This window comes from Paraburkholderia sp. SEWSISQ10-3 4 (assembly GCF_030464785.1).
Classification (GTDB): domain Bacteria; phylum Pseudomonadota; class Gammaproteobacteria; order Burkholderiales; family Burkholderiaceae; genus Paraburkholderia; species Paraburkholderia aspalathi.
In genome coordinates this window covers 170,921-195,962 of record NZ_JALPRI010000013.1, presented here as the reverse complement: position 1 = coordinate 195,962, position 25,042 = coordinate 170,921, and the positions used below count along the sequence as shown (strand labels likewise).

Sequence of the window (25,042 nt, the reverse complement as noted above, 5' to 3'; positions counted from 1 at the left end):
GCAAAGAAAGTAAGTGCCGCCCCGCACAGGGGCAACGCTAATAGACCACTAGCAATTCAAGGAAAGGCCAAAGCCCCAGGAACAGTGACAAACAAGCGCCAAGCAGGCAAAAACCCCCAATCAGCGCCTACGACGACCAAAAAACCTTAAGCCGAAGGCTTCTTATAAGCGACGCAGTCAACCTCCACCCGACAATCAATCACCATCGAAGAAACCACACACGCCCGCGCCGGCGGATTCTCCCCAAAATACTCCCGAAACACCTTATTAAACGAAGCAAAATCCCGCGGATCATCCAGCCACACACCACAGCGGACAACATGCTCCGCCCCATACCTAGCTTCCTTCAGAATCGCGAAAACATTCTGAATCGCCTTGTGCGATTGCTCAACAATCCCGCCATTGATCACCTCGCCATTTTCCATCGGCGTCTGCCCGGAAACGAACAACCAGCCATCCGCTTCGACCGCCCGAGCAAAGGGCATATGTTGACCACCCGTACCCTTGCCACCTTCAACGCCATATCGCTTCATCATCCAGCTCCTTAAAAAGTCCGGCACGCAGCGCGAGCAACGCCACAACCGCGTGCCATATCAATCAGAAAACAAAAAATCAAAACGCGCCGTGCGCATCGCCCTTCGACGCCGCACCACGCGCCACAAAATGCCCTGCCCGTTCGCCAGTCACCGCGCCATCGCGGTAAGCCAACACGCCATTCACCCACACCGCGTCGATTCCATCGGCCGCCTGTTGCGGCTTCTCGAACGTCGCCGCGTCGCGCACCTTGGCCGGGTCGAACAACACCAGATCCGCGTGATAACCGATGTGCACCTCGCCACGCTGCGCCAAGCCAAACCGGCGCGCCGACAAGCTGGTCATCTTGCGCACCGCCTCTTCAAGCGGCAGCAAACCGGCGTCACGTACGTAGTGCCCAAGCACGCGGGGAAACGCGCCCCACAACCGCGGATGCGGCAACGGATCGTTCGGCAATCCATCCGAGCCCACCATCGTCGCGGGATGCGACAGAATGCGCCGCACGTCGTCCTCGGACATGTTGTGATACACCGCGCCCGCCGGCTGCAAGCGCTTGCCGGCCTCCTGCTGCGTGACGCCCCATTCGGCAGCAATCTCGCTGATCAGCTTGCCCGCCATCTCGGGATGCGGCTCCGACCACGTGATCGTGATGTCGATGTCACCCGTCACCTGCTTCACGTCAAGCGTCGACGAACTGCGGTTGTACGGATAGCAATCGCAACCGATCGGCTGCAACCGACGCGCGCCCTCCAGCGACTTCAGCACCTCAACGCTACGCCCCCAGTTCGACGGCCCCGCGCACTTCAGATGGGAAATCACCACCGGCACGTGCGCGTGACGGCCCACCCGATACGCTTCGTCCATCGCGTCGAGAATCGCGTCGAACTCGGTGCGCATGTGCGTGGTGTAAAGCGCGCCTGCGGCGGCAAGCGGTTCGGCCAGCGCCATCACTTCTTCGGTCGGCGCGGAGAAGGCGGAGCCGTAGGCGAGCCCTGAACTCAAACCCAACGCCCCGTTCGACAACGCCTCTTCGAGTTGCGCGCGCATGCCGTCGATTTCCGCCGCGGTCGCCGCGCGATCGAGCCGGTCCATCTGATTGCTGCGCAACGCCGTGTGCCCAATCAGCGCGCCGACATTCACTGCCGGGCGCGCGGCGTTCACCGCTTCGACGTACGCAGCGAAAGTCGGGTACTGGAACGCATCGCGCTCGCCAAGCAGATTCATCGGATCAGGCGGATCGCCCTTCAGCGACACCGGCGACGCGCTGATCCCGCAATTGCCGACGATCACCGTCGTCACGCCCTGCGTGATCTTCGGCAGCATTTGCGGCGAACGGATCACGTGCGTGTCGTCATGCGTATGAACGTCGATGAAGCCTGGCGCCAGCGCGCGGCCGTTCGCCTCGATCACCTCTTCAGCGAGCCAGTTCGACAGATTGCCGATCGCGGCGATGCGGCCGTCGCGGATCGCAACGTCGCGTTCGACCGGCGGCGCGCCCGTGCCGTCGTACAGTTGCGCGCCGACGATCAGCGTATCGGCGGCTTCGGGATGCGAATGCATGGATCAGTCTCCTAACGGTTGTCGGTCGCCGCCGCCGCGGTGCGCGTCGAGCGCGTGCTTCATGCGGCGCAGCAATTCGCGGCTCTCGTCACCCTGACTCACGGCAAGTTCAGTGACGAGCACATCGAGCGCCATCATCATCGCGTAACGCGACGACGACGGCTTGTAAATGAAATCGGTTTCGAAGGCGACGATCGGGATCACCCAATCGGCCAGTTTGGCCAACGGCGAAGCCGGCGCGGTCAGAGCGATCACGGTCGCCCCGTAGCTGCGCGCGATCTTGCAGTTCTCGACCATCTCGGGCACGCGCCCGGTGGTGGACAACGCGATCACCACACACTCGCGCGACACGGTGCTCGCCACCATGCGCTGCAACAGGCCGTCCTGATAGGTTGCAACCGGCCGGCCGAGGCGCACGAGCCTGAACCGCATTTCGTCGGCAAGCGCGGTCGAGCCGCCGCCCATGCCGAACACGTAGATCATCCGCGCGGCGCGCAGCGTGGCTGCGGCTTCGGCTAAAGGCGCCTGACGAAGAAGTTGGTGGTTATGTGCCAGCGCGGTCTGCAGTTCGTCGAACACGCGGGTGGCAATCGGCTCGGGCGCGTCGGTGGGTCCGCCCGCCTGCAGGAAGCGCTGACCGACAGCGGCCGCCTGCGCGAGCCGCAGCTTTAACTCCCGCACGTCGCGGCAACCCACCGCCTTGGCAAAGCGCGTCACGGTCGCGACGCTCACCTCCGCCTGCTGGGCGAGCGCGCCGATGCTGGCACGCGATGCCCCGGTCAGGTCGTCGAGAATCAGCGCGGCGACCTTCCGTTCGGCCGAACGCAGTTCCGGCGCGCATTCGGCGATGCGCGCGACGATATCGAAGGCCAGCGGTTCGGCGGTCAGGTTCATTGCAGGCTGTGGGGTGTCTCGCGAACGCTTACAAAGCGCTTCCGGAAAACCGTGGTACTAAATAACATTCCTCCAACCATCGTACTTTCGGTAACATGATAAAGTCAACTTTGATTCGATTTAACTGGACGATGGAGCAGGGAGACATGAAAGTTACAAACTATCAGGGCGCAACGATTGATCCTTATAGCAAGGGCTTGGGCATGGTTCCGGGCACCAGCATCCAACTCACGGATGCCGCGCGCCTCGAGTGGAACCTGCTGAACGAAGACGTGAGCCTGCCCGCCGCCGTGCTGTACGCGGATCGTGTGGAACACAACCTGAAGTGGATGCAGGCGTTCGTCGCGGAATACGGCGTCAAGCTCGCGCCGCACGGCAAGACCACCATGGCGCCGCAACTGTTTCGCCGTCAGCTCGAAACCGGCGCATGGGGCATTACGCTTGCCACCGCGCATCAGGTGCGCGCGGCGTATCACGGCGGTGTGTCGCGGATCCTGATGGCCAACCAGCTAGTTGGCCGCCGCAACATGATGATGATCGCCGAGTTGTTGAGCGACCCGGATTTCGAGTTCTTCTGCCTCGTCGATTCGGTCGAAGGCGTCGAACAACTGGGTCAGTTTTTCACGTCGGTACGCAAGCCGCTGCAGGTGTTGCTCGAGCTCGGCGTGCCGGGCGGCCGCACCGGTGTGCGCGATGAAGCGCAGCGCAACGCGGTGCTCGAGGCGATTGCGCGCTATCCGGATGTGTTGAAGCTGGCGGGCGTCGAATTGTATGAAGGCGTGCTCAAAGAAGAACACGAAGTGCGCGAGTTCCTGCAGAGCGCCGTCGCTGTGACGCGCGCGCTCGTCGACGAAGGGCGTTTTGCCCGCACGCCGGCTGTTCTGTCAGGCGCCGGCTCGGCCTGGTACGACGTGGTCGCAGAAGAATTCGTGAAGGCCTCGGAGACCGGCAAGGTCGAAGTCGTGCTGCGGCCCGGCTGCTATCTGACGCATGACGTCGGCGTGTACCGCAAGGCGCAGACGGACATCTTCGCGCGCAATCCGGTCGCGAAGAAAATGGGCGAAGGCTTGCTGCCGGCGCTGCAATTGTGGGCGTATGTGCAGTCGATTCCGGAACCGGATCGCGCGATCATCGGCCTCGGCAAACGCGATTCCGCTTTCGACGCAGGCATGCCGGAGCCGTCGCGCCACTATCGTCCGGGCACCGAAGCGCCACGCGATATCGCGGCGAGCGAAGGTTGGGAGATTTTCGGCTTGATGGATCAGCACGCGTATCTGCGGATTCCCGCGGGCGCCGATCTGAAGGTCGGCGACATGATCGCGTTCGACATCTCGCATCCCTGCCTGACGTTCGACAAGTGGCGTCAGGTGCTGGTGGTCGATCCGTCGTATCGCGTCACGGAAGTGATCGAAACGTTCTTCTGATCGTGATAGAAGCGGCGCGTTTCACCGCAAGGTGGCGCGCCGTTTGTTGTAGCCTTGCCGCTCAATCGGCAGGTTCAGGTCTCGCTGGCTCAGCGAGCCGGGTCGGCGTCCGCCGTGTCAGACACCTGGGCAGCCGACGCAGCCGCAGCACCAGTCGCAGCCGCCACTTCCCCAATCCGCACTTCCAGCATCTTCAACGCCCCCGACAACGCGCTCAGTGCGTCGTCCGGTAACGCCGCCATCGTGTCGTGCAAAAAAGCGTTGCGACGCGGCAAGCTGGCTTCGGTCGCCGACCGTCCCGCTTCGGTCAAACGCACATTGGTCACGCGGTTGTCGCGCGTATCCATGCTGCGAGCAATCCAGCCTAAACCCTCCAGCGTTTTCAACTGCCGCGTCAGCGCGCCCGGATCGACGCGCAAGCGCTCGACCAGCCGCTTCTGCGACGATTCGCCGGCCTGTTCGTGCAGCGCGAGCAGAATGCGCCAGCGCGGCAACGGATGGCCCACGTGAGCTTCGAATGCCGACATGAACGCCCGATAAGTGCGGCCGAATTGCTGCATGACGGCGACGCGGTCCTGTTCTTCCATGATCTGTCAGTAAAACGGTAAGGCTAAAAAATCAATCCGCGTGGATCACCGGCTCGAGCTTGCGCTGGAGCTTGACCGGCGGCACACGCCGGCTTTGCCACACGGACACCACGGCAATGATCGCCGCCAGCGCAAGACCCAGATGAATGGCTGAAACGAGCGATTCGCGCGCGCTCTCGAGCAGCATCGCGCCGTTGTGGCCCGCATGCGTCAGCTGGCCGAGCAAGGTGGTTTGCGCATCATGATTGATGAGGATTTGCGGGTCGCCGAGATCGGCGAACCACTGCGACGCGTGATCGTTTTCGAGCGCACTACGTACGCCGCTCGCGTACATATGGCTGATCAGCGTGCCGGTCAGCGCCGTGCCGATCATCCCGCCGATCATCCGCAGCGACTGCAGCAGCGCGGTGGCGATACCGAGGTGTTCGCGGCCCGCGGTCTGCTGCGCGAAGATCGTCAGATTCGGCATCACAAAGCCGAGACCGAGGCCGCCGAGCACCATGAACGACATCAGCAGCCATTGCGGCATGGCACGCGTCGCGACGACCACGCCGAGGCACGACAGCGCCACCAGCGCGAAGCCGACGTACAGCATCAGATTCGGATTGCGTACACGTGAGACGATGCGGCCATTGGCGATACTGCCGATCGTGATGAATACGACGAGCGGCGTAATGACAAGCCCCGCCTCTTTCGGCGACATCCCGAAGCCGCCCTGAAACAGCAACGGCGCGTAGAACAACAACGAGAACATCGTGAAGCCGCCCAGCACGGCGAGCGTAAAGAGCGCGGCCAGACTGCGATTGCGAAACATATCCACCGGCAGAATCGCCGTCGGGCAGCGCTTTTCCCACTGCCACAAGCCATATGCCGAGGCGACGCTCAATGCGAGCAGCGCGAAGGCGGCCAAGGTGACGCCATGCTTCGGCAACAACTCGACGAACAATTGCAGCGAACCGAGCGCCACCGCGATCAACAACGCACCCGGCCAATCGAGCCGCATCTTGCCTTCGTGCTCGATGTGCCGCAGATGCGGCAGAAAGCGCCAGACGAAAAATAGCGACAGCAAACCGACCGGCAGATTCACATAGAAAACCGAGCGCCAGCCGTAATACTGCGTGAGAAAACCGCCGAGCGACGGCCCCACCGCGTTCGCAATCCCGAACGCCGAACTCATCAGCACCTGCCAGCGCAGTCGCACGACCGAGTCGGGAAACAGATCAGGAATGCACGCGAAGGCGGTGCCGACCAGCATGCCGCCGCCGATGCCCTGCAAGCCGCGCGCGAGCACGAGGAACAGCATGTTGTTGGCAGCGCCGCAGAGTACCGAAGCCGCAGTGAACACGACGATCGATGCGATCACAAATGGCTTGCGCCCGTAGTAATCGCCGAGGCGGCCGAAGATCGGCACGGTGATCACCGAGGTCAGCAAATACAACGTGCCGACCCACGCGTAGAGCTCGAAACCCTTCAGTTCCGCGACGATCGTGGGCAGCGCGGTGCCGACCACGGTCTGGTCCAGTGCGACCAGCATCGAAACGAAGGAAACGCCGAGCATCGCCAGCAGCGACTCACGGAAAGGTAAAACTTGCCCACTCGAGTGGTGGGCCGCGGTATGGACAGCCATTTTTGATGGAGCAACAGTTGACTCGTCAAACGATCGGGAATCATACCATGAGGTGATGCTCTAAGCTGGAACGCGCCGGTGCGGCTCGCCGCATCGGCAATCGACTGAAGAATGGACAATACATGACGCCAGGGAGGCACATGGAGCCGAGTTCGCTCGCAGCACAATCCTTATCGGACGACGATCTGAGCGCGTTGCGACGCGCGAAACACGAACTGGAGAGCCCCGCGCTGGCGATGAAACTGGCGAGCATCGTCGGCGCGCCGCTCGAGAAGTTGCTCGCGCGCATGCCGGCTTTTGCCAACGAAAAGGTCACGGATGCGACGGAACTGGCGTTGCGCAAATGCCTCTCGATCGCGCTGCGCACGTTGGGGCGGCAGGCCGGCGCCTCGCCCCTTGTGGTGCCCGACAAACCGAGCAATCTGCTGCACAAGTTCGCTGTGGCGACCACCGGCGCGGCTGGCGGCGCATTCGGTCTGTTCGCGCTGCCCGTCGAGTTACCGGTCACGACCACGTTGATGTTTCGCTCGATCTGCGACATCGCGCGTAGCGAAGGCGAGGATCTGTCGTCGATCGACACGCAGCTGCAATGCCTGACGGTGCTCGGCATGGGCGGCACCTCGAAGGCCGACGACGACGCCGACTTCGGCTACTTCATCATGCGCGGCGCGCTGGCGCAGGCGGTATCGAAGGCTTCATCCGAAATCGCGACGAAAGGCTTCACCGCGCATGGCTCGGCGGCCTTGCTACGTCTGCTCAACACGATTGCCGCGCGCTTTTCGGTGCAGGTGAGCGAGCAAATCGCCGCCAAGTCGATTCCGGCGATTGGCGCGGTGCTTGGCGCGATGGTCAACACGGTATTCATCGACCACTTCCAGCAGGTCGCGCACGGTCACTTCACCGTGCGGCGGCTGGAGCGGCAATACGGCCTGGAAACGGTCGAAGCCGCCTATCAGGCGATCGACGTCACTTTGGACGGCTGAGCGGTCGTGCCGCGCCCGCTCGTTGTTGCACTCGTCACGCGCCGCACGAAGGCCGCGGCGCGGTCGAGTGCGCGGCCGCCTTCCGGGATGAATGGCGTGAACAAGGGCCAGACGTGCGGCATCTTCTTCCACACTTCGAGTTCGCAGTCGACGCCCGCCGCGCGCGCCTTGTCGGCAACGCGTTGCGAATCATCGAGCAATACCTCGGTGCTGCCCGCCATGATGAAGAGCGGCGGCAAGCCTTGCATGTCGGCATAGACCGGCGAAGCGTAGGGGTGCGTGGCGGGCGTATCGCCGAGATAAACCTGCGCGGCCCGCGCGATGGCGGGACCGCTGAACATGGGATCGAGACCGTCGTTGGTGCGAATGGTGGCGCCGGCAGCGGCGAGATCGGTCCACGGCGAGAACAGCAGGCAGCCTGCCGGCAACGGATCGCCGGCGTCGCGCAAGGCGACTACCGTAGCGAGCGCAAGGCCGCCGCCCGCTGAATCCCCCGCGATTACAATCGACTCCGGCGGCGTGCCGTCCGCGATCAGCTGACGGTAGGCTGCTGTTGCATCATCGAGCGCCGCCGGAAAACGGTGCTCGGGAGCGAGATGGTAGTCGAGGGAAAAGATCGGTGCGTTCGCACGCGTGGCGAGTCCGAATACGAGCGAGCGATGCGTACGCGGCGAACAGAAGTAGTAGCCACCACCGTGGCAATACAGCACGGTCGGGCCATTCCCGGAAGTGGACACGCCGTCGGCGCGCTCGATCCACTCACCCTGCAGCGGCCAATCGTTCGGCCCGTACGACTCGCGCAGACGCCAGCCCCCCGGCACGCGCGGCGACCAGGCGCGCTTGGCTGTCAGCGCACGCGCCTTCTCCACATTGATAGTCGGCTTGAGAGTTTGCGGTCGAAACTGCTTACGCAGATACCAGCAGGCGAGTGCACTTTGCCAACTCATTGGGACACGCTCCTTCGATAGTGTCCCAACATGGTACGTGCGTTCGCCGCCGCGCCAGTGGACGGCGGCTTCTAATCTCGAAAAAGCGCCCGCGCCACCGGGCAAGGCTTTTCTCGTTGTCCTCTTGCCTAGTTCGCCGGCAAAACCTGCCCGCGAATCTCGCCCGTCGGATTCTGCTCGGTATGGACGTTGAAGTACCACTGTCCCGCCATCAGGTCCGTCACCTGCTGTTCGGTGAGCGCCGCCGATCCTTTGATCGGGCTCGCCAACGCGTCCTTGCCGATCGGCACCTGGACCTTGGCGTTCTGCCCGACCGGCGCCGGGCCGTGGAAGTGCGCGGCGGTTGCCGGACCACTCAGGCCTTCATAGGTGACCGTCCATTGCAGGGACTTGGTCGACGTATCGAACGTGGCGTTCAACATGCCGTGCCCGTGACTCACGCGCGGCGGCACTTCGCTCGACGGTTCGAGATCGGCCTTCAACGCCACCGTATCCGCAAAGGCGACGCCCGACGCCAACGCCCACAACACCACAGCAAGATTTAATTTTCGAAGCGCAATCATGGTCTTCTCCGGACTTTGATGCACCGCCGCACCGACATTTCGGTCACGCGCGGAGCCACCACATACTAGTGCAAATCCGTTACAGCTGTTTGCGTCGGGGTCAAATGACATTGCGGCGATCTGCGCGACGCCTTCTTCGATATTTACAAACAGTTAATTGCGCAATTCGTACTGAATCTTTTGCGCCATCCGGATTATGCTTCCGACTGCGAGAAGTGACTCCTTCATCGAGGGATGTCTCCAAATCTTTAACGCGGCTTCGGCCGCGTTTTTTTTCGTCCTCTCGATTCGCTGCGTGGATTTAGTCACGAACGCGCGTCAATGCGGTCGCGCAAGCGAGGCGCTACAGCCGCGCCTCGGTGCGATGCGGCGTGAAGTAGCGTCATGCAAGTAACGCAGCCTGTTCCTCGATTCCATCCAGCATCGCATTGCACTTGCGCACCAAAGCCAACCCGTCGCTGCGCAAGCGCTCCGGCGTCTTGACGGTGATACCCTGGCGGTAGTCCTCCAACGCGTTGAGCAGCGGCGGGTATTGCAATACGCTCGCAGCTCCCGCCACGCGATGATGCCACTCGCGCAGACGCTCGACCTCGGCGTGTTCGAGTAGCGGCGACAATGCCTGCACGTCTTCGCGCACAGATGAAACGAATGAATCGAGCAATGCCTTGACGGTCGATTCGCTTCCCCACAACTGCGTCATATGACTCAGGTCGACAGGGACAAATGGCTCGGCGCCGCCATGCGCATCCTGCCCGAAAACCGGCGGTGCGCTGAGCGTTTCACCGGGAGCCGCTTGCCATGCGCTGTCAGTGCCGAACCAACGGCTCAGGTATTCGCGTAGCGTAGCAAGCCGCGTCGGCTTGACGAGACAGTCGTCCATGCCGGCGTCGCGACATAGCTTCAGGTCTTCCGGCGCGGTGTTCGCGGTAATCCCGAGGATCGGCAAATGGTGCATGCCATCCTGCTCCCGTTCCCGGATACGCCGGGCCAATTCGTAGCCGGACAGGTTCGGCATGTGGCAGTCCGTGATCAGGCATCCATAGCTGGTTTGCTCGAGCGCGGCCAGTGCCTCGACGCCGTCGTTCGCCACGTCGCAGGCAAAACCGAGCAAGGCCAGTTGATGACGAATCAACTCCTGATTGACCGGATGGTCTTCCGCAACCAGGATCAGCCGTCCGCTGGCAATTGCCCGTTCGCGGTCCGGCGGGACGGCAGCGCCTTCGGCCTTGCGCGGCATGCCGGTAGAACGCGGCGCCACGGAAGGCAGCCCCGTCATCGCCGCCGCGCATGCGGCACCGAGACCGCGCCACGAGATTGGGTTGATACTGACGCGCACGTTGTTGTCGAGGATGCGATAGCCCGTCGGCTTGGGTTTCTCGGTCAGGCAGATGATCCGCGACCCGGGCCTGGCGTTCGTCGGCAGCGCCGCATCTTCACTCACGAAAATCATATCCACGCCTTCCAGGCCGGCGGAATCGCATAGTTCGGCCACATGCGGCGATACGCGACTCAGTTCTAGTCCAAGGGCCTGGCCGAAATGCATCAGCGCCTGTGCGACCCGCGCGTCGTCCGTCGCCACAACGCCGCGCTTGCCGCGCAAGCCGTTCACTGAGTAGTGCTGCGATGCCACTGGCATGGTGAGGCGCACCGTCATGCGTGTACCGACATCAGGTTCGCTATGCAATTCAAGGGTTCCGTTCATCAGATCGATCAACTTGCGGCATATCGTCAGACCAAGGCCGGTACCGCCGAAGCGGCGGGTAGTAGAGGTCTCCGCCTGCACGAACGGCTCGAACAACTGCGCCTGCAGCTCCGGCGCAATGCCGATGCCAGTGTCCTCGACAGTCATCTCGATCGTCTGAACGTCGCCGGCCTGATCGACGACCGCGACCTGGACGTCGACCTCGCCCTTCGGCGTGAACTTGATGGCGTTGCCGAGAAGGTTGAACAGAATCTGCCGCAATCGCACGCTGTCTCCACGGAGCGTAGCCGCGACTTCGGGCGCGATATCCACGCGTACTTTCAAGCCCTTTTCGTGGGCGCGGCCCGCGAGTAAACCGACCGCGTTGTCGACCAACTCGCGCATGTCGATCGGTTCGGCTTCGATAGTCAGCCGCCCCGCTTCGATCTTCGAATAGTCGAGCAAGTCGTCCAGAATCTGCAGCAATGCCCCCGCCGACTCGTGGATCATGCTCAACATTTCCCCCTGATCCGCATTGAGCGGCGTGCGCTCCAGCACTTCGACGAGGCCGAGCACGCCGTTCATCGGCGTACGGATTTCGTGACTCATCATCGCGACAAAGTCATCTTTTGCACGCGAGGCGGCTTCTGCCACGTCGCGCGCTCGCGCGAGTTCCTCGGACCGCGCGTGCTCGACGCTCGCGTCCACCCAATAGCCGCTCCAGACAACACTGCCATCGCTCTCGCGACGCGGCACCAGCTCCGCGCGCGCCCACTTGATCTCACACTCGACTTCGAAGCGGAACTCCATATTCACCGGCGTTTCGCAACGCGCCGATCGCTCAAGTTCGGCCAGCACGAAAGGCCGGTCCTCTTCGCAGACACGTCTGAAATCGATTTCTTCGCGGTTCATCGACGAGGCAGGGGCGGCGCCCAGCAGATGTCGTGTGTCGCCGCCGATATACGGAAACGAATACGCGCCGCCCACGGTGCGTCGCAATTGAAATACGACAGCCGGCAATGAGCGCGTGACGTCGAAAAGGCGCCGCTCGGTTTCGCGCGCGAGCATTTCAGCACGCCGGATATCGGTGATATCGACCATGGTTCCGAGCACACAACTGGCCCTGCCGTCGCTGCTATGACATATCCGTGACCAGAACAGGCCGTGCCGCAGGTCACCTGTGCTGCGTTCAAACTCGAGTTCCGCCTGCGCAGGCTCGCCGCCGTTCAGCATCTTGCGTGTGAGGTCATCCAGAACGTGGCTATTGGCTTCACCCCATGCCTGGACCTCGACGGCCGTACGTCCGATCACCGCTTCGCGGCGCAAACCACACACTTCTTCATACGCACGGTTAATCGCGATGTAGCGTCCATCCAGATCTTTGGCGACGAGCGGATAAGGAACCATCTCCATCATGGTTTCCTGAAAGTTAAGCTGTAGCGCCAGTTCGCGTTCGGTCTGCTTGCGCAGCCTGACCTCGCGTTGCAGCAGCAGATACGCGCGTAGCGTAACCAGCAGCACGAGACCGATACCAATCAGCAAGGGCAAAAGGCGCACGGCGGTAACGCTCCACGTTCCCGACTCCGCCGTGTTGCCGGCCAGCCCCTTCTGCGGGACGCGCTGCTTCTCGACCGTCAATGCGAGGCGCCGCGCAGTGGACGCAGCTTGCGCGTCGAAGCTGCTGGATAGCCAGCGCGCACGGATCGCCGTGTCGTCGGCCGGACTCATGGAAGCGAGCGCACGATCGATCTGGTCGCGTAGCGCCACCCGGCTGCGCGGGACGGCAAAGCGCAAGTCAGCGATTCTGCCGCCTTCCTCGAAAGCAACTTGCAGGCCGCGGAATTCCCCGGTGGCCAGCGCATACTGAACGACCGGAGTAAAGCCGAGATAGGCATCGGCATCGCCTTGTGCGACCGCCTGAAGCGCTGCGTGCGTACTGGCGAAGGTTGCCAGCTGGGCGCGTGGAAAGCGCTCGCGCAACGAACGCTCCAGCGCAAACCCTTTCTCCACCGCGAGGCGCGCGCCGGCAAGCTGGGCGGCACTCGTGTACGACGCATTGCCGTCGCGACGCACCACCACCGATGCCGACGCCCGAAAGTACGGCGTGCTGAAGCTCAAGCAGCGCTCCCGCTCGGGTGTGCGCGCGAGACTCATGACCAGGTCGACATTGCCGGCGCAGGCTGCGGCCAGTAGCTGCGGCATGTCAGGGAACACTTTGGACTCGATCACGACGTTCGGCCCAACGAGCGCGCGGAGATAGTCGGCGCTCAAGCCGGTTGGCTGACCGTCCTGAAGTCCGTCGAGAGGCAACCATCCATTCGCTAGAACGCCGATGGTCAACGTGGCAGGAAAGGCGCCGCCGACTTGCGGATGCGATGAATCAGCGACAGGCTGGGCCGCCGCCGGCTGCATCTGTGCGACGACAAAGGCGAACACTACAAACAGGCACTGCAATACACTTCGGGCCACCCGACACGCCGCGACACCGCGTTGGCGTCTCATCGCGAGCACCATGAAATTAGACGAGGCGGCGCTCACGCGACTTCGCCCTGCCCGTGAGCGAGCGACGCCGCACGCCGGCAGGACTTGCACCGGAGGAAGGAAAACAGCGCACCTGCAGCGACGCCGCCCAGCAACGGCGCGGCCCAGAACAGCCAGAGCTGGTCGAGTGCCCAGTCGCCGACGAACAACGCCTGACCGGTAGAGCGAGCGGGATTGATCGAACCGTTGGTAACGGGAATCGACACCATGTACACGATCATCAGAGACGCACCGGCGACCAGCGGTGCGATCGGTCGCAACTTTCGCCGGCAGGTCACCATCAGACTCACCAAGACGAAAGCGAACGACAGTGCAAGCTCGACGACCAGTGCGGAATGAAGTTGATAATCGGCCGGAGAATGTTCGCCGAAACCGTTCGCTGCGAATTCGCTCGCACCCAGTTCGAAGCCGGGGCGGCCGCTCGCCACGTAAACGAGCAGCGCTGCGGCTGCGATGGCCCCGAGAATCTGGGCAGCAATGTAGGGCAGCAGATCCCGAACCGGGAAACGGTGCGCGACCGTGAAGCCGATCGTGACAGCCGGATTGAAGTGCGCGCCTGAGTAGGCGCCGAACGCATAGCTCGCTGTGACGAGCGCGAGACCGAATGCGAGTGAGACTTCAAGGACGCCGTAACCTTGCTGGACCGCGCCGGTGTTCAATACAATGCTGCCGCAGCCGATGAACACCACCCACGCCGTCCCGACTCCTTCGACCCATAACCGCTTGCCTAGCCCTACCATTCCGCCTCCCAGTATTTGCGCAAATGGCAGACGGTGCTCTACTCCAGCCGCTAGACATTTGCCTGAATTTTCCAGGCTCGGCATTGCTCAGCATGGCGAAATAACTGCCTTCGTCAGGCGGCGTTGGACGTCGAGCCTCAGCTAATTCATAACTATGAAGCGGCAACTTCACCCAACCAATCAGAAGACTCCTAAAATCCTAAGAATCATCACAGGAGTCGCAGTCTAGTTCTCTGACGCAGCTATCAGGTCAACCCAATCTGTCTCGCATAGTCGATAAGGTCGTTTTCAGTCTCGAGCCCGAGCTTGCGCATCGCGCTTCGCTTCTGCGTGCTGATGGTCTTGCCGCTGCGCTGCAGTCGCGCTGCAATTTCGTGGACCGCCAAACCTTGCACATAAAGCTGGAAGACCTCCCACTCACGCGCGCTCAGCACACCCGCGCGCGGCTGTGGCGGCGCATCGCATGCGTCCATCGCAATGCGCGCCTGGTCCGATAGATAAACACGGCCGCCAACCGCTGCCTCGATCGCTTCGATCAACGCCGCGGCGGTATCGCGCTTATCGACGATTCCGGCCACGCCGAGGTGCAACAATCCTGAAAGCATGTGCACATGGCAGATCATCGTCAGCACGACGACGCAAGGGCGCGGCCGCCCCCGCAACAGACGGCGGAGAAACGAGACGGCATTGTTGGCACCGTGGATGCCCGGCATGCCGATATCCGATACGACGACATCGCACGCATGGACGTCGAGCAATTCGGCCAGCGTTTCGGTATCGGGCGCCTCACCGATTATCTCGATGTGGGGCGCTGCTTGAAGCAGACGCATCACACCAACACGAACGCAATCGTGATCGTCGGCCACGATGACGCGGATTCTTTGTGTCATTTTTTCTTGTCTTATCGACTGGCACTCCCTGCACGCAACGTGCCTCCCCGGGATGTGCCAAGTACATCTTCTGTTCGCCATGCCACCAAACCGGCATGACATCTCGTCGGCTTAGCGCCGGTTCTGCAGACAATCTTCAGAGATCACGCCGTGCTCGACAGCGAAGCGGAACAACTCCGCGTCGCTATGCAGATCGAGCTTGCGCATCGCAGTACATTTCTGAGCGCTGATCGTCTTGACACTGCGACCGAAGCGCGCGGCGATCTCCGTTACGCCAAGGCCGGAGGCGTACTGCCTGAACACCTCCAGTTCGCGGCGCGACAACATTTGACGGACAAAGTCGAGCCGCTGCGCGACTGTTGCATCGGCAATCAGCGATCGCACCGCCGGCCCGAGGTAGCACTCCCGAGCCAGCGCCGTGATGGCTGCCACGTGAATCAGATCGATCCGGTCGCGCTTGCTGATCAGCCCATCGACACCGAGCGCGATAACCTTTCTCAACGCGGCCGCTTCGGTTTCCATCGTGAGTACTACGAGTGCGACTTGGGGATAACGCATCTTGAACTGCCTGACGGCCTCCAATCCGTCGCCGTAGAGGCCGCCTGACATGTAAAGGTCCATGAAAACGAGGTCGCATGGAACACGATCAACTTCTTTGAATAGTTCCGTGGCGTCGGCAGCACGACCGACGACTTGCATATCCGGATAGCCCATCATCAGATTCTCGATCGCTAACAGAACCAGTGGATGATCGTCCGCGATGATGGTACGCACAGGTGTACTTGGTTCAACGTTATCGCTCATCGTCTTTTTCTCCCCCGTACCTGAATTCCCTGCCGCTCTCTCCGGAGCAACTGGCCGTGCCGCGATCATTAGTCAAATCCTGGCCGATAGACATAAGATCGCTCTTAAATGAGCAATGACCGCACTCTGAAAATTGATTAGATATACGATTTAACTCCATCAAACGCCATGCGCACGAATATAAGCAAAGAGACCGGGATCGTTGGCAACGCCGAGTTTAGCCATTGCTTCGCGTTTCTGACGACTGATAGTGCGACGATGGCATCCGAGCGTCGCGGCGATCTCGGAGATCGATTGGCCACGCACGAACATTCTTATAACTTCTGCCTGTCTGGAGGACAATCGCGATACAGGAGGCAGTTCGCTCGCGTCGTCCCGAGGCAAACCAAGCGCCTGAATGATGGAGCGGCCGACGTACATGTCACCCTTCCTGCTCGTCTCCATCGCTTGCCAAAGCTCGTCCAACGTTTCCATTTTGCTGAGCACGCTGACTACACCATCTGACACGATGGCGCGCAGAATCGCAGTGTTCGTCAGAGCCGTCATCACAACGATGCGCAACGACGGCCATGAGGATCGGATTCGCCTGACAAGGTCCAACCCATCTTCGACCGTGCCGGATACCTCAGGCATCGTCAGATCGGTAACGAGCACATCGCATAGCGTGCTCTCCAACAGCGTGATCAATGAAGTGGGAGTAGTCGCTTCGCCGACAATGGTGACACCGGCGTGCATTTCCAGCGCGGCCCGAACGCCAAGCAGAACGAATGGATGATCGTCCGCAAGAATGACTCGAAGTTTCGTCATGATTTGTCTCTGCTGTTGTAGGCATACTCAGCAAACGTATAGGGAAATACCGTCCGCTTCATGCGCGCTCTAATGGCCCAGTGGCGTAGGACACCGCACCAAGGGCGGCCATAAAACCACTGCGACAAACCGGAGAAAATCGGAGCACTCTGAAACCCGCTGACAATTTGATAGCCCATTGCGAAACTATCAAAGCAGGAATGCGCAATTATGCAAATCGAATATGCGAGAGTTTTTTCGTCGCTATTTTTTCTTCTGAAAAGCAACATAGCGACGAGAGCGCACCGCCGCTCTCGTCGCATGAAAAATAACGAATTTGACCGGCAACATAACGCCACCGGTCGCTATTACTCCATCACGTGGCATCACAAGCGCGTGCCGCCGTCAGCTTGCTAACGCGAGCCACGCGTGGAAATACCGGCAGCGCGATCAATGCGCACAGACTGGCTACCGCCCACACCATCGGCCACGAACCCACCGACAACAACACCGGAATCGCGAGCGGCGTCAGGAACAGCGTGAGAAAGATACAGGTATTGCCGATCGCGAGTGCGGTGCCTGCACGGCTCGTCCCCGCGAGGGTCGCGAGTTCCGTGAAGGCAACGCCGTGCCAGGCAGATGCGCTTATGCCGCCCAGCACGATCATCAGTGCGACCACAGCCGTCATGGCCGTATGGTGCATGCCGGCCAGGCTCGTCACCAGCGCAAGCGAGGCGAACAGCACCGCGGTCAGCACGCTGCAGGCGCGCATGTAAGCGCGTCGATTGCCGCGCCGGTCGGTCCACGCACCGCTCCAGACCCGCGCAATCGCAGCGCCCGTTTGCACGGCTGCCATCGTCAAACTGATCGCCAGCACACCGGCGCGGCCGAAGTCGTGAAGGAAGACGGTCCCGAATGTCACGATGGCAATCTGCGGCACACACAACGTGCCGGCGCCGAGCGCCACACGCCAGATGCCGATGTCGCGTAACGGCGAGACCTTCGCGGGCGCCGCACCTGCACCTGCTCCGGCAACCGCAGCGTTGCGAGCCGTACCGTTCCCTTCGATATGCGAAGGCTCATGCAGCCACCACCATGCGAACGCTGCAGTTATCGCACACGCAAGGGCCAGCACGGTATACGCACTGGCAAAGCCGAACTTCGAAGCGAGCGCCGGCAAGATCAGCGCGCCCAGCCCTCCGCCGGCCGGCACCGCGGTCTGTCGAATGCTCATCGCGAGGCCGCGCTCACCTTCGCGAAACCAGGCCATCACCGCACGGCCACTCGAGCCGTTGACGCTACCGCCGAGCAGCCCGACGAGCAGCAGGCCGAGCGCGAGCGTCGCCACGCCCGGCACATGCGCGCCGGACGGCACCACGAACAATGCCATCCCGGCTAGCGCCGCGGCAGTCGAAAGAAGTCCAAGCAACAGCACGCGGCGATCGCCCCAACGGTCGGTCAACAAACCCCACGGCAACTCGCTAACCGCAATGCCCAAACCGAGCATGCCGAGCACCAGTCCGAGCCCGTCATTGCCGAGGTGATAACCCGAACGCAAAAACACGGCCGTAGTCGGGATCCCAGAAAAAGCAGCCGAGAAACTCGCGTTCGCCGCAAAGCCCACTCCCAGCACTTTCCACCGATGGCTCGCCGTACGCGCGCCTGGTACCCGCACGGCGGCAATCGAATCGTTTCCCATGACAGCCTCTGCAATGAATGAATTGGAGGTATCCTACGGCTGGGCAAACCATCGGAAAAGCCGGAAAATCAGATGACTTCCATCGGATATACCGAATCATGAGTCAACGCGGATTTGACCTGACTCAACTGCGCACCTTCGTCGCCGTCGCCGAATCGGGCAGCGTCTCGGCGGGCGCGGAGCGCGTGTTCCTGTCGCAGTCATCGGTGAGCGAGCAGTTGAAGAAACTTGAGGAGCGCGCCGGCCAGCCGCTCTTCGTGCGCAGCAAGCAGGGTGTGACCGCCACGCCGGCCGGCAGCCGCCTGCTCGATCACGCGCGCCGCATCATCGCCATGAGCGAAGCAGCTTTCGAAGACCTGCAAGGCCGCTCGCTCGACGGCGAATTGCGCATCGCCATCACGGACTACTACCGTCCGCTCGACATCGCGCGCATTCTCAAGACGTTTTCGGAACAGCATCCGCGCCTGAAACTGCACGTCACCGTGCAACCGAGCGCCGTGATCGATAGCAGTGCCGGCGACGATGCGTCGTACGACATCGGCCTCTCGTTGCGGCTCGTCACCGGGAGCACACGCTCCACCAACCGGCGCGGTGGTGCACAAAGCACCGTTGTTCGGCGCGAGAAACTGCTATGGGTCTGCGCGGCCGATGCCAGTCCGCGGCCGGCCACGCCTTATTCGTTGGTATTGCTTCCGTCGAGCTGTCAGTTGCAGCGCTTTGTCGTGAAACTCCTCGATGAGCACAAGGTGCCGTATCTGGTATCGCATTCGGCCTCCGGGGTGGCTGGCTTGCAACTGGCGTTGAAGGCCGGGCTGGGCATTTCCTGCCTGAACGAATCGTCGATCGGCGCAGGCCTGGTGGCTTGTCCACCGAGCGTCGGGTTGCCCGCATTGCCCGCTGTCGAGTTTCATCTGTTGCCGGGGCGAATCGGCGAAAGCGAACGCGTCAGTAATGCACGCACGGCGTTGATGCATCTCTTCAGTTGACGCGCTCCGCGTCGATGCACGCACTGCGACTCAAGGAACACGACAGAAACGCAGTGCATCAATTGCATTCGGCGATGCAGTCCGCACTCGAACCAAGCAAAGAATAAATATTGAAGGCGCTCTAATCGACGCCTATGCTGATCAAATACATCACTGATTGGTCCAGCAAATTTTATTGACGCATCGGATAAATTCCTGCAACCTGCTACACGTCTGCGAGACGCATCAGGCGTTATTACTGCAGCCCGAAAGCCGCCACCCATTGGCGCACTCAGGCAGATCGTTGCTTCATAAAGAAGTTGCATTGCCGCATCGCTTCAATACTGTGCCTCCTTAATAAGTCCGTTTCGATTTGCTGTTCATGCAGTCGTGATGAAAAAGAATTGGCAGGCTTGTCATGCATCGTTCATCGATTTCGATGAGTGAATTCACGAGCGAATGCATGAGAAATAAATAGCGAAAATAACCGTTCCCCGACGAGGCCTGGCGTGCATCGTAGATCTATCGGATTTTCGATTCTGGTGGTGCTTTACGTCATGTGGCGTGGTGCGGCGTTCGCAGCCACAGACGCGTCAGCCGCGATGCCCTCGGCCATGGACGAGCGCGTGCGCGCCTGCACCTCGTGTCATGGCGTGCAAGGCCAGGGCCTGAACAACGATTACTTCCCGCGTATCGCCGGCAAACCGGCCGACTATCTGTTCAATCAGCTGAGCGCGTTTCGTGACGGCGGTCGCACTTATCCGCCAATGGGTTATCTGCTCGCCTTCCTTCCCGACGACTATCTGCGCAAGATCAGCCAGTACTTCGCGGACCTGCAACCGCCCTATCCGAATGCCGATCACACCGACGTGGCACCGGCCGTGCTCGCAGCCGGACAACGACTCGTCACCCAAGGCGACCCGGCACGCAAGATCCCGGCGTGCATCGCGTGTCATGGAGCACGCATGACGGGCACGCAGCCTGGCATCCCGGGCCTGCTCGGCCTGCATGCGAGCTACATCGCCGGGCAGATGGGTACGTGGCGCTCGGGCACACGTCACGCGCTTGCGCCGGACTGCATGCATTCGATCGCCGTCAAGCTGACCGACAAGGACATCACCGCGGTATCGAGTTGGCTCGCGCGCCAGCCGCGCCCTGCCGATCCACGGCCCGCGCCGGCGTCCGCTGAGCGGTTGCCGCTTGCATGCGGGAGCCAACCGCAATGAAGACGACCTTCCGCTTGAGCCGCCCTGCTGCGCATGCCATGACGAAGCGCCGTCGCATCACTGTATTCAGCTTGCTGGTTGCCGCCTTGATCGTCGCCGGCGGCGCCGCGCTCTTCAGCGCACCGCGAGCGCTGTTGATCGCTGAAGCGAGCGCGGCTGAAGCCGTGCCTGCCGCCACAACCGTAACTACCGCAACTACCACTGGCGACAAAGCCGACACCCGTCCCGACATCGTCAAACGCGGCGAGTATCTGGCGCGCGCCGGCGACTGCGTCGCCTGCCATACCGCTCCGCGCGGCAAGCTTTTCGCCGGCGGGCTCGCCATGGATACGCCGTTCGGTACGCTGTATTCGCCGAACATCACACCGGACGCGCAGTACGGCATCGGCACATGGAGCGAGGACGCGTTCTTCAAGATGATGCGCACCGGCCGCACGCCGGACGGCACCCTGCTCTACCCTGCGATGCCGATCGCCCAGTACACCAAGGTCACACGTGAAGACTCGAACGCGATCTTCGCGTACCTGAAATCCGTAGCGCCAGTACGCGAGCCGAATCACAAGCACACGCTGCGCTTCCCGTTCAACCAGCGCAAGCTGCTATATGGCTGGCGCACGTTGTATTTCCGTGAAGGCGAGTTCCAGCCCGACCCGACCAAATCGGTCGAATGGAATCGCGGCGCTTATCTCGTCGATGGGCTCGGGCACTGCACGATGTGCCACACCAAGATCAACATGCTCGGCGGTTCGTCGCAAAGCGAGCAGTTCGCGGGCGGTCTGATTCCGGTGCAGAACTGGTACGCGCCCTCGCTCACATCCGACAAAGACGGCGGTCTCGGCGACTGGAGCATCAAGGACATCGTCGATCTGCTGCAAGCGGGCATTTCCGATCGCGGCGCTGTGTACGGACCGATGGCCGAAGTCACCTATCACAGCCTTCAGTACATGACGGAAGATGACGTCAAGGCGATGGCCGTCTATCTCAAGACCTTACCGGACAATCGCGGCCGCAAGTCGGGCCCGTCCGCACCGACCAATACCAACGTGTTTGCGCTCGGCGAAAAGATCTACGCCGACAAATGCGCCCTGTGTCACGGCGCGAACGGCGAGGGTCAGTTGCAGCACTATCCGCCGCTCGCACGTAACCAGTCGATTGAAATGGACTCCGCCGTGAACCCGATCCGCATCGTGCTCAACGGCGGTTTCCCGCCCGGCACGGCGCGCAATCCCGAACCGTACGGCATGCCTCCGTTCGGTCAGGAGTTGAACGATACCGACGCCGCCGCCGTCGTCACCTATATCCGCACTGCGTGGGGCAACCACGGCCAGCCGGTGACGTCCCGCGAGGTCAACGAATTGCGCAAAGCACCGCTGCACTGAACCTGAACTGCTGCACCGGAGAATCTCCAGATGGAAGCGAACGATACCCGCAGCGCGGCCCCACCGACGGATGAAGAAGTGGAACGCGTCGTCGCGGCCGGCCCGCATGGCGCCATCGCCGTAGCCGGCGTCGCCACGCTGATCGTCATGGCGATCTGGTTCGGCTTCTACTTTCTTGTCTTCCTGCCGCGCGGCGTCATCCATTGACTATGTCGACTGATTCCAATCACCAACCGGGCAGCGGTCACGAAGTCGCTTTACGCGCCGAGCGCCGCTGGGCGACTTTCGCCACGGCGCTGATCGTGCTGATGCTCGTCGTCATTGTGTACTCGGGGCTGCATTGGGCGATGATGCCGCCGTCGCGGGTCGAGACGATCGATCCCTCGCGCCTGCAACTGTCGGGCGAATTCGTCGAAGACAACCTTGGCAGCGCAGTCGAGCCGGATGGTTCGGTGGTCGTGCGCTTCGTCGCGCAGCAGTATTCGTTCACACCGCAATGTCTGCTGGTGCCTGCCGATACGCCGATCACAATCCGCACCACCAGCGCCGATGTCGTGCACGGCTTGCTCGTGACCGACACCAACATCAACACGATGGTCGTGCCCGGCTATGTCGCCACGCTGAACACGCGCTTCGACAAACCCGCCGATCACACCATGCCGTGTCATGAGTTCTGCGGCTTCGGCCATCAGACCATGTGGGCGCACGTCAAGGTCATCGACAAAGCCACGTTCTTCGAGCAGGCCCGACAATCACGGAGGCTCAGCTGTGTTTCACGCTAAGCGACTCGTTCTCGCGCATTTCTGGCTGGCCTTCATCGCGTTTCTGATCGCGCTGCTGCTCGGCGCGTGGCAGATGCTGGTACGCAGCCCGCTGCTGCCGTGGGTCGGCGACCCCGAGCTCTACTATCGATCGGTGACCGCGCATGGCTCGGTGATGGCTTACGTGCTGCCCACGTTGGTGTCGATGGGCTTCGGTTACGCGATCGTCGAACTCGCGCTCGCGCAGCGGCTTGTCGGTTTGAAATGGGCCTGGGCCGCATTCATCATGCTGGCAGTTGGCGCGGTGATGGCGATGGTGCCTGTCGCGCTAGGCAAGGCATCAGTGCTCTACACCTTCTATCCGCCGATGATCGGCAGTCCGTTCTACTACCTCGGTGTGGTGCTGGTGGTGGTCGGTTCGTGGATCTGGGTCGCGCTGATGCACGTGAATCTGCGCATCTGGAAGCGTGCTAATCCCGGCAAGCCGATACCGCTCGCGATGTTCGCCAACGTCGCAGGCGCGTATCTGTGGGCCTGGACCGCAATCGGCGCGGCGCTCGAAATCCTGTTCCAGATCTTGCCCGTCGCTTTCGGTCTCACCAACACGATCGATGCCGGCCTCTCGCGCATCCTGTTCTCGTGGACGCTGCATGCGATCGTCTACTTCTGGCTGATCCCAGCTTACATCGCGTACTACACGCTGGTGCCGCGTGCGATCGGCGGACGGCTCTATAGCGATTCGATGGCGCGCGTGTCGTTCATTCTGTTCCTTGTGTTCGCGATGCCGATCGGCATTCACCACCTGTTCGCCGATCCGCAAGTCGGTTCGGGCTTCAAGTTCCTGCATGCGGTGTTCACCGGCATGGTGTCGGTGCCGACGTTGCTGACGGTGTTCACCATCTGCGCTTCGGTGGAAATCGCCGGCAGACTGCGCGGCGGCAAAGGCGCATTCGGCTGGCTGACCGCATTGCCGTGGCAAAACCCGATGATGCTGGTGATCGCGTTTTCGTTCGTGATGCTGGGGCTCGGCGGTGCGGGCGGCCTGATCAACATGAGCTATCAGTTGAACTCGACCGTGCACAACACGCAGTGGGTGACTGGACACTTCCATCTGATTTTCGGCGGGGCGATCGTCATCATGTACTTCGCGATCGCGTACGAACTGTGGCCGCAACTGACCGGCCGTGCGATTACGTCGGTGAAGCTGGTGCGTACGCAACTGTGGCTGTGGTTCATCGGCATGATGGTGGTGACGCTGCCGTGGCATTACGTCGGTCTGCTCGGTGCGCCACGCCGCATGGCCTACTACGACTACAACATGCCGGGGATGGAATCACAGGCGTTCTGGGTAGGGATGTCGGCGGTGGGCGGACTGATCCTGGTGGTGTCCGGCGTGCTGTTCATCTACATCCTCGCGAAGTCGCAATTCGGACCGGAGGTACAGCAACAGAGTTTCCGCTTCGCGAGCGCGGTTCAGCCGGTCGAGCACGTGTCCGCCGCGCTCAATAGTTTCGGCTTGTGGGTGGCGTTGATGATCGGGCTGACGGTCGTCAACTACAGTGTGCCGATCGTTCAGTTGCTCAAATTGCCGCAGACGTCGGTGCCGGCAGTTGTCGTTGGAGCGCAGCGATGAGTCAGGAACGCGTCTTCAGCTTGCGCAATCCGTGGTTCACGGTGAGCCTGGGCGGCACGATTGCGATTGCCGTGGTCGCGATACTGATCGGCTTCGTCTGGTTGCCATCGGCGAATAGCGGATTCAGCGAGCGCGGCTTATGGGCGACGATTTGCAGCGCCGCGGGTGCGCCGTCGAGCTGGTACGGCGGCGCCAATATTGCCGGCCCGGCGCCGAGCGAGGTGGTGGTCTTGCCGCCATTGCGATGGGTGCGCGCAGATGCGAATTCGATTGGCCGCGGCGCGACGATTGCGACGCAGAATTGCTCGATGTGTCATGGCGTGCTGGGCACCGTGCAGGTGACGGCGCCTGCATTGGCCGGGCAGTATGCTGACGTGGTCTACAAAGAGTTGCGCGACTATCAGAACGGCGTGCGGCAAAACGCGGTGATGCAGCCGATTATCGCGGCTCGCAGTGATCAGGATTTGCATGACCTGGCGGCTTACTATGCTTCGCTGTCTCGCGCGCCGGCGGCCGAGGTTTTGCCTACAGGCGTTGGGCCGGATGCGAATGCTGTGAAGCTTGCGATGCAGGGTGATCCGCAGCGGAATATTGCGCCTTGTGCGGCCTGTCATGGACAGCTGGATCGTAAGGGGGCGGCACCCTGGCTTGGTGGGCAGTCGTCCATTTATCTCGCTACGCAGATGCGGGCGTTTGCTTCCGGTGCGCGGCATAACGATATTAATGAGCAGATGCGGAATGTCGCCCGCCAGATGACTTCGGCGGAGATTGATAGCGTGGCTAAGTATTACGCGGCTATGCAGTAATCGTTTGAGTTT

General features: G+C 61.7%; 22 protein-coding genes. 9 read left to right on the top strand and 13 right to left on the bottom strand.

The window, feature by feature from the left end; genetic code table 11:
• Positions 1 to 146: 146 nt before the first annotated feature.
• From M0D68_RS23385 to M0D68_RS23375, 3 genes are all read right to left on the bottom strand, one after another.
• Positions 147 to 533 carry a RidA family protein gene (locus tag M0D68_RS23385; RefSeq protein WP_266225483.1) on the bottom strand — a complete coding sequence of 129 codons (387 nt, stop codon included), beginning with the start codon at positions 531 to 533 and terminating at the stop codon, positions 147 to 149.
• Between the two features lie 79 nt (positions 534 to 612).
• On the bottom strand, positions 613 to 2,094 hold the full coding sequence (locus M0D68_RS23380) for an amidohydrolase family protein (protein ID WP_211702910.1): 1,482 nt from the start codon (positions 2,092 to 2,094) through the stop codon (positions 613 to 615).
• A 3-nt stretch (positions 2,095 to 2,097) separates the two neighbouring features.
• Complete coding sequence (locus tag M0D68_RS23375) at positions 2,098 to 2,988, bottom strand: MurR/RpiR family transcriptional regulator (protein ID WP_200653946.1); 891 nt, start codon at positions 2,986 to 2,988, stop codon at positions 2,098 to 2,100.
• A 146-nt stretch (positions 2,989 to 3,134) separates the two neighbouring features.
• Here M0D68_RS23375 and M0D68_RS23370 point away from each other — a divergent pair, with 146 nt between their 5' ends.
• Positions 3,135 to 4,412 carry an amino acid deaminase gene (locus M0D68_RS23370; protein WP_097391271.1) on the top strand — a complete coding sequence of 426 codons (1,278 nt, stop codon included), beginning with the start codon at positions 3,135 to 3,137 and terminating at the stop codon, positions 4,410 to 4,412.
• An 89-nt stretch (positions 4,413 to 4,501) separates the two neighbouring features.
• Here M0D68_RS23370 and M0D68_RS23365 read toward each other — a convergent pair whose 3' ends face one another.
• Both M0D68_RS23365 and M0D68_RS23360 read right to left on the bottom strand, forming a co-directional pair.
• A complete protein-coding gene (locus tag M0D68_RS23365) occupies positions 4,502 to 4,999 on the bottom strand; it encodes a MarR family winged helix-turn-helix transcriptional regulator (RefSeq protein WP_200653945.1) in 498 nt (165 codons plus the stop codon).
• Positions 5,000 to 5,030: 31 nt separating this feature from the next.
• Positions 5,031 to 6,626 carry an MDR family MFS transporter gene (locus tag M0D68_RS23360; protein WP_093643591.1) on the bottom strand — a complete coding sequence of 532 codons (1,596 nt, stop codon included), beginning with the start codon at positions 6,624 to 6,626 and terminating at the stop codon, positions 5,031 to 5,033.
• Between the two features lie 140 nt (positions 6,627 to 6,766).
• On the opposite strand from M0D68_RS23360, the gene M0D68_RS23355 reads away from it, so the two are divergent.
• The gene (locus M0D68_RS23355) at positions 6,767 to 7,609 is read left to right on the top strand and encodes an EcsC family protein (protein ID WP_200653944.1); all 843 of its coding nucleotides are present in this window, start codon (positions 6,767 to 6,769) and stop codon (positions 7,607 to 7,609) included.
• Here M0D68_RS23355 and M0D68_RS23350 read toward each other — a convergent pair.
• From M0D68_RS23350 to M0D68_RS23315, 8 genes are all read right to left on the bottom strand, one after another.
• Entirely contained in the window at positions 7,579 to 8,556 is a 978-nt protein-coding gene (locus M0D68_RS23350) for an alpha/beta hydrolase (RefSeq protein WP_200653943.1), read from the bottom strand. The genes M0D68_RS23355 and M0D68_RS23350 overlap by 31 nt on opposite strands.
• Before the next feature lie 128 nt (positions 8,557 to 8,684).
• Complete coding sequence (locus M0D68_RS23345) at positions 8,685 to 9,119, bottom strand: CHRD domain-containing protein (protein ID WP_093643597.1); 435 nt, start codon at positions 9,117 to 9,119, stop codon at positions 8,685 to 8,687.
• Positions 9,120 to 9,501: 382 nt separating this feature from the next.
• Complete coding sequence (locus M0D68_RS23340; protein ID WP_234488016.1) at positions 9,502 to 13,212, bottom strand: ATP-binding protein; 3,711 nt, start codon at positions 13,210 to 13,212, stop codon at positions 9,502 to 9,504.
• Positions 13,213 to 13,334: 122 nt separating this feature from the next.
• A complete protein-coding gene (gene aqpZ, locus M0D68_RS23335) occupies positions 13,335 to 14,081 on the bottom strand; it encodes an aquaporin Z (protein ID WP_266225474.1) in 747 nt (248 codons plus the stop codon).
• A gap of 245 nt (positions 14,082 to 14,326) precedes the next feature.
• Positions 14,327 to 14,971 carry a response regulator transcription factor gene (locus M0D68_RS23330; RefSeq protein WP_093643602.1) on the bottom strand — a complete coding sequence of 215 codons (645 nt, stop codon included), beginning with the start codon at positions 14,969 to 14,971 and terminating at the stop codon, positions 14,327 to 14,329.
• 111 nt (positions 14,972 to 15,082) lie between these two features.
• Positions 15,083 to 15,775, bottom strand: a complete 693-nt coding sequence (locus M0D68_RS23325) for a response regulator transcription factor (protein WP_093643604.1) — start codon at positions 15,773 to 15,775, stop codon at positions 15,083 to 15,085.
• A gap of 159 nt (positions 15,776 to 15,934) precedes the next feature.
• A complete protein-coding gene (locus M0D68_RS23320) occupies positions 15,935 to 16,582 on the bottom strand; it encodes a response regulator transcription factor (protein WP_266225473.1) in 648 nt (215 codons plus the stop codon).
• A 355-nt stretch (positions 16,583 to 16,937) separates the two neighbouring features.
• Positions 16,938 to 18,260 (bottom strand): MFS transporter, encoded by a 1,323-nt coding sequence (locus M0D68_RS23315; protein WP_266225472.1) that lies wholly within the window; start codon positions 18,258 to 18,260, stop codon positions 16,938 to 16,940.
• A gap of 98 nt (positions 18,261 to 18,358) precedes the next feature.
• Here M0D68_RS23315 and M0D68_RS23310 point away from each other — a divergent pair, with 98 nt between their 5' ends.
• The 7 genes from M0D68_RS23310 (at position 18,359) to M0D68_RS23280 (ending at position 25,030) form a co-directional block, all read left to right on the top strand.
• Complete coding sequence (locus M0D68_RS23310; protein WP_266225470.1) at positions 18,359 to 19,246, top strand: LysR family transcriptional regulator; 888 nt, start codon at positions 18,359 to 18,361, stop codon at positions 19,244 to 19,246.
• A 488-nt stretch (positions 19,247 to 19,734) separates the two neighbouring features.
• Entirely contained in the window at positions 19,735 to 20,451 is a 717-nt protein-coding gene (locus M0D68_RS23305; protein ID WP_211702902.1) for a c-type cytochrome, read from the top strand.
• Entirely contained in the window at positions 20,448 to 21,830 is a 1,383-nt protein-coding gene (locus tag M0D68_RS23300) for a cytochrome c (protein ID WP_266225468.1), read from the top strand. Before M0D68_RS23305 ends, M0D68_RS23300 begins: the two co-directional genes overlap by 4 nt.
• A gap of 30 nt (positions 21,831 to 21,860) precedes the next feature.
• A complete protein-coding gene (locus M0D68_RS23295; protein ID WP_167378501.1) occupies positions 21,861 to 22,037 on the top strand; it encodes a hypothetical protein in 177 nt (58 codons plus the stop codon).
• 2 nt (positions 22,038 to 22,039) lie between these two features.
• Entirely contained in the window at positions 22,040 to 22,612 is a 573-nt protein-coding gene (locus M0D68_RS23290) for a cytochrome C oxidase subunit II (protein ID WP_266225467.1), read from the top strand.
• The gene (locus M0D68_RS23285; protein ID WP_266225466.1) at positions 22,599 to 24,224 is read left to right on the top strand and encodes a b(o/a)3-type cytochrome-c oxidase subunit 1; all 1,626 of its coding nucleotides are present in this window, start codon (positions 22,599 to 22,601) and stop codon (positions 24,222 to 24,224) included. The genes M0D68_RS23290 and M0D68_RS23285 overlap by 14 nt, the downstream gene beginning before the upstream one ends.
• Positions 24,221 to 25,030, top strand: a complete 810-nt coding sequence (locus M0D68_RS23280) for a c-type cytochrome (RefSeq protein ID WP_266225464.1) — start codon at positions 24,221 to 24,223, stop codon at positions 25,028 to 25,030. Before M0D68_RS23285 ends, M0D68_RS23280 begins: the two co-directional genes overlap by 4 nt.
• Positions 25,031 to 25,042 lie beyond the last annotated feature (12 nt).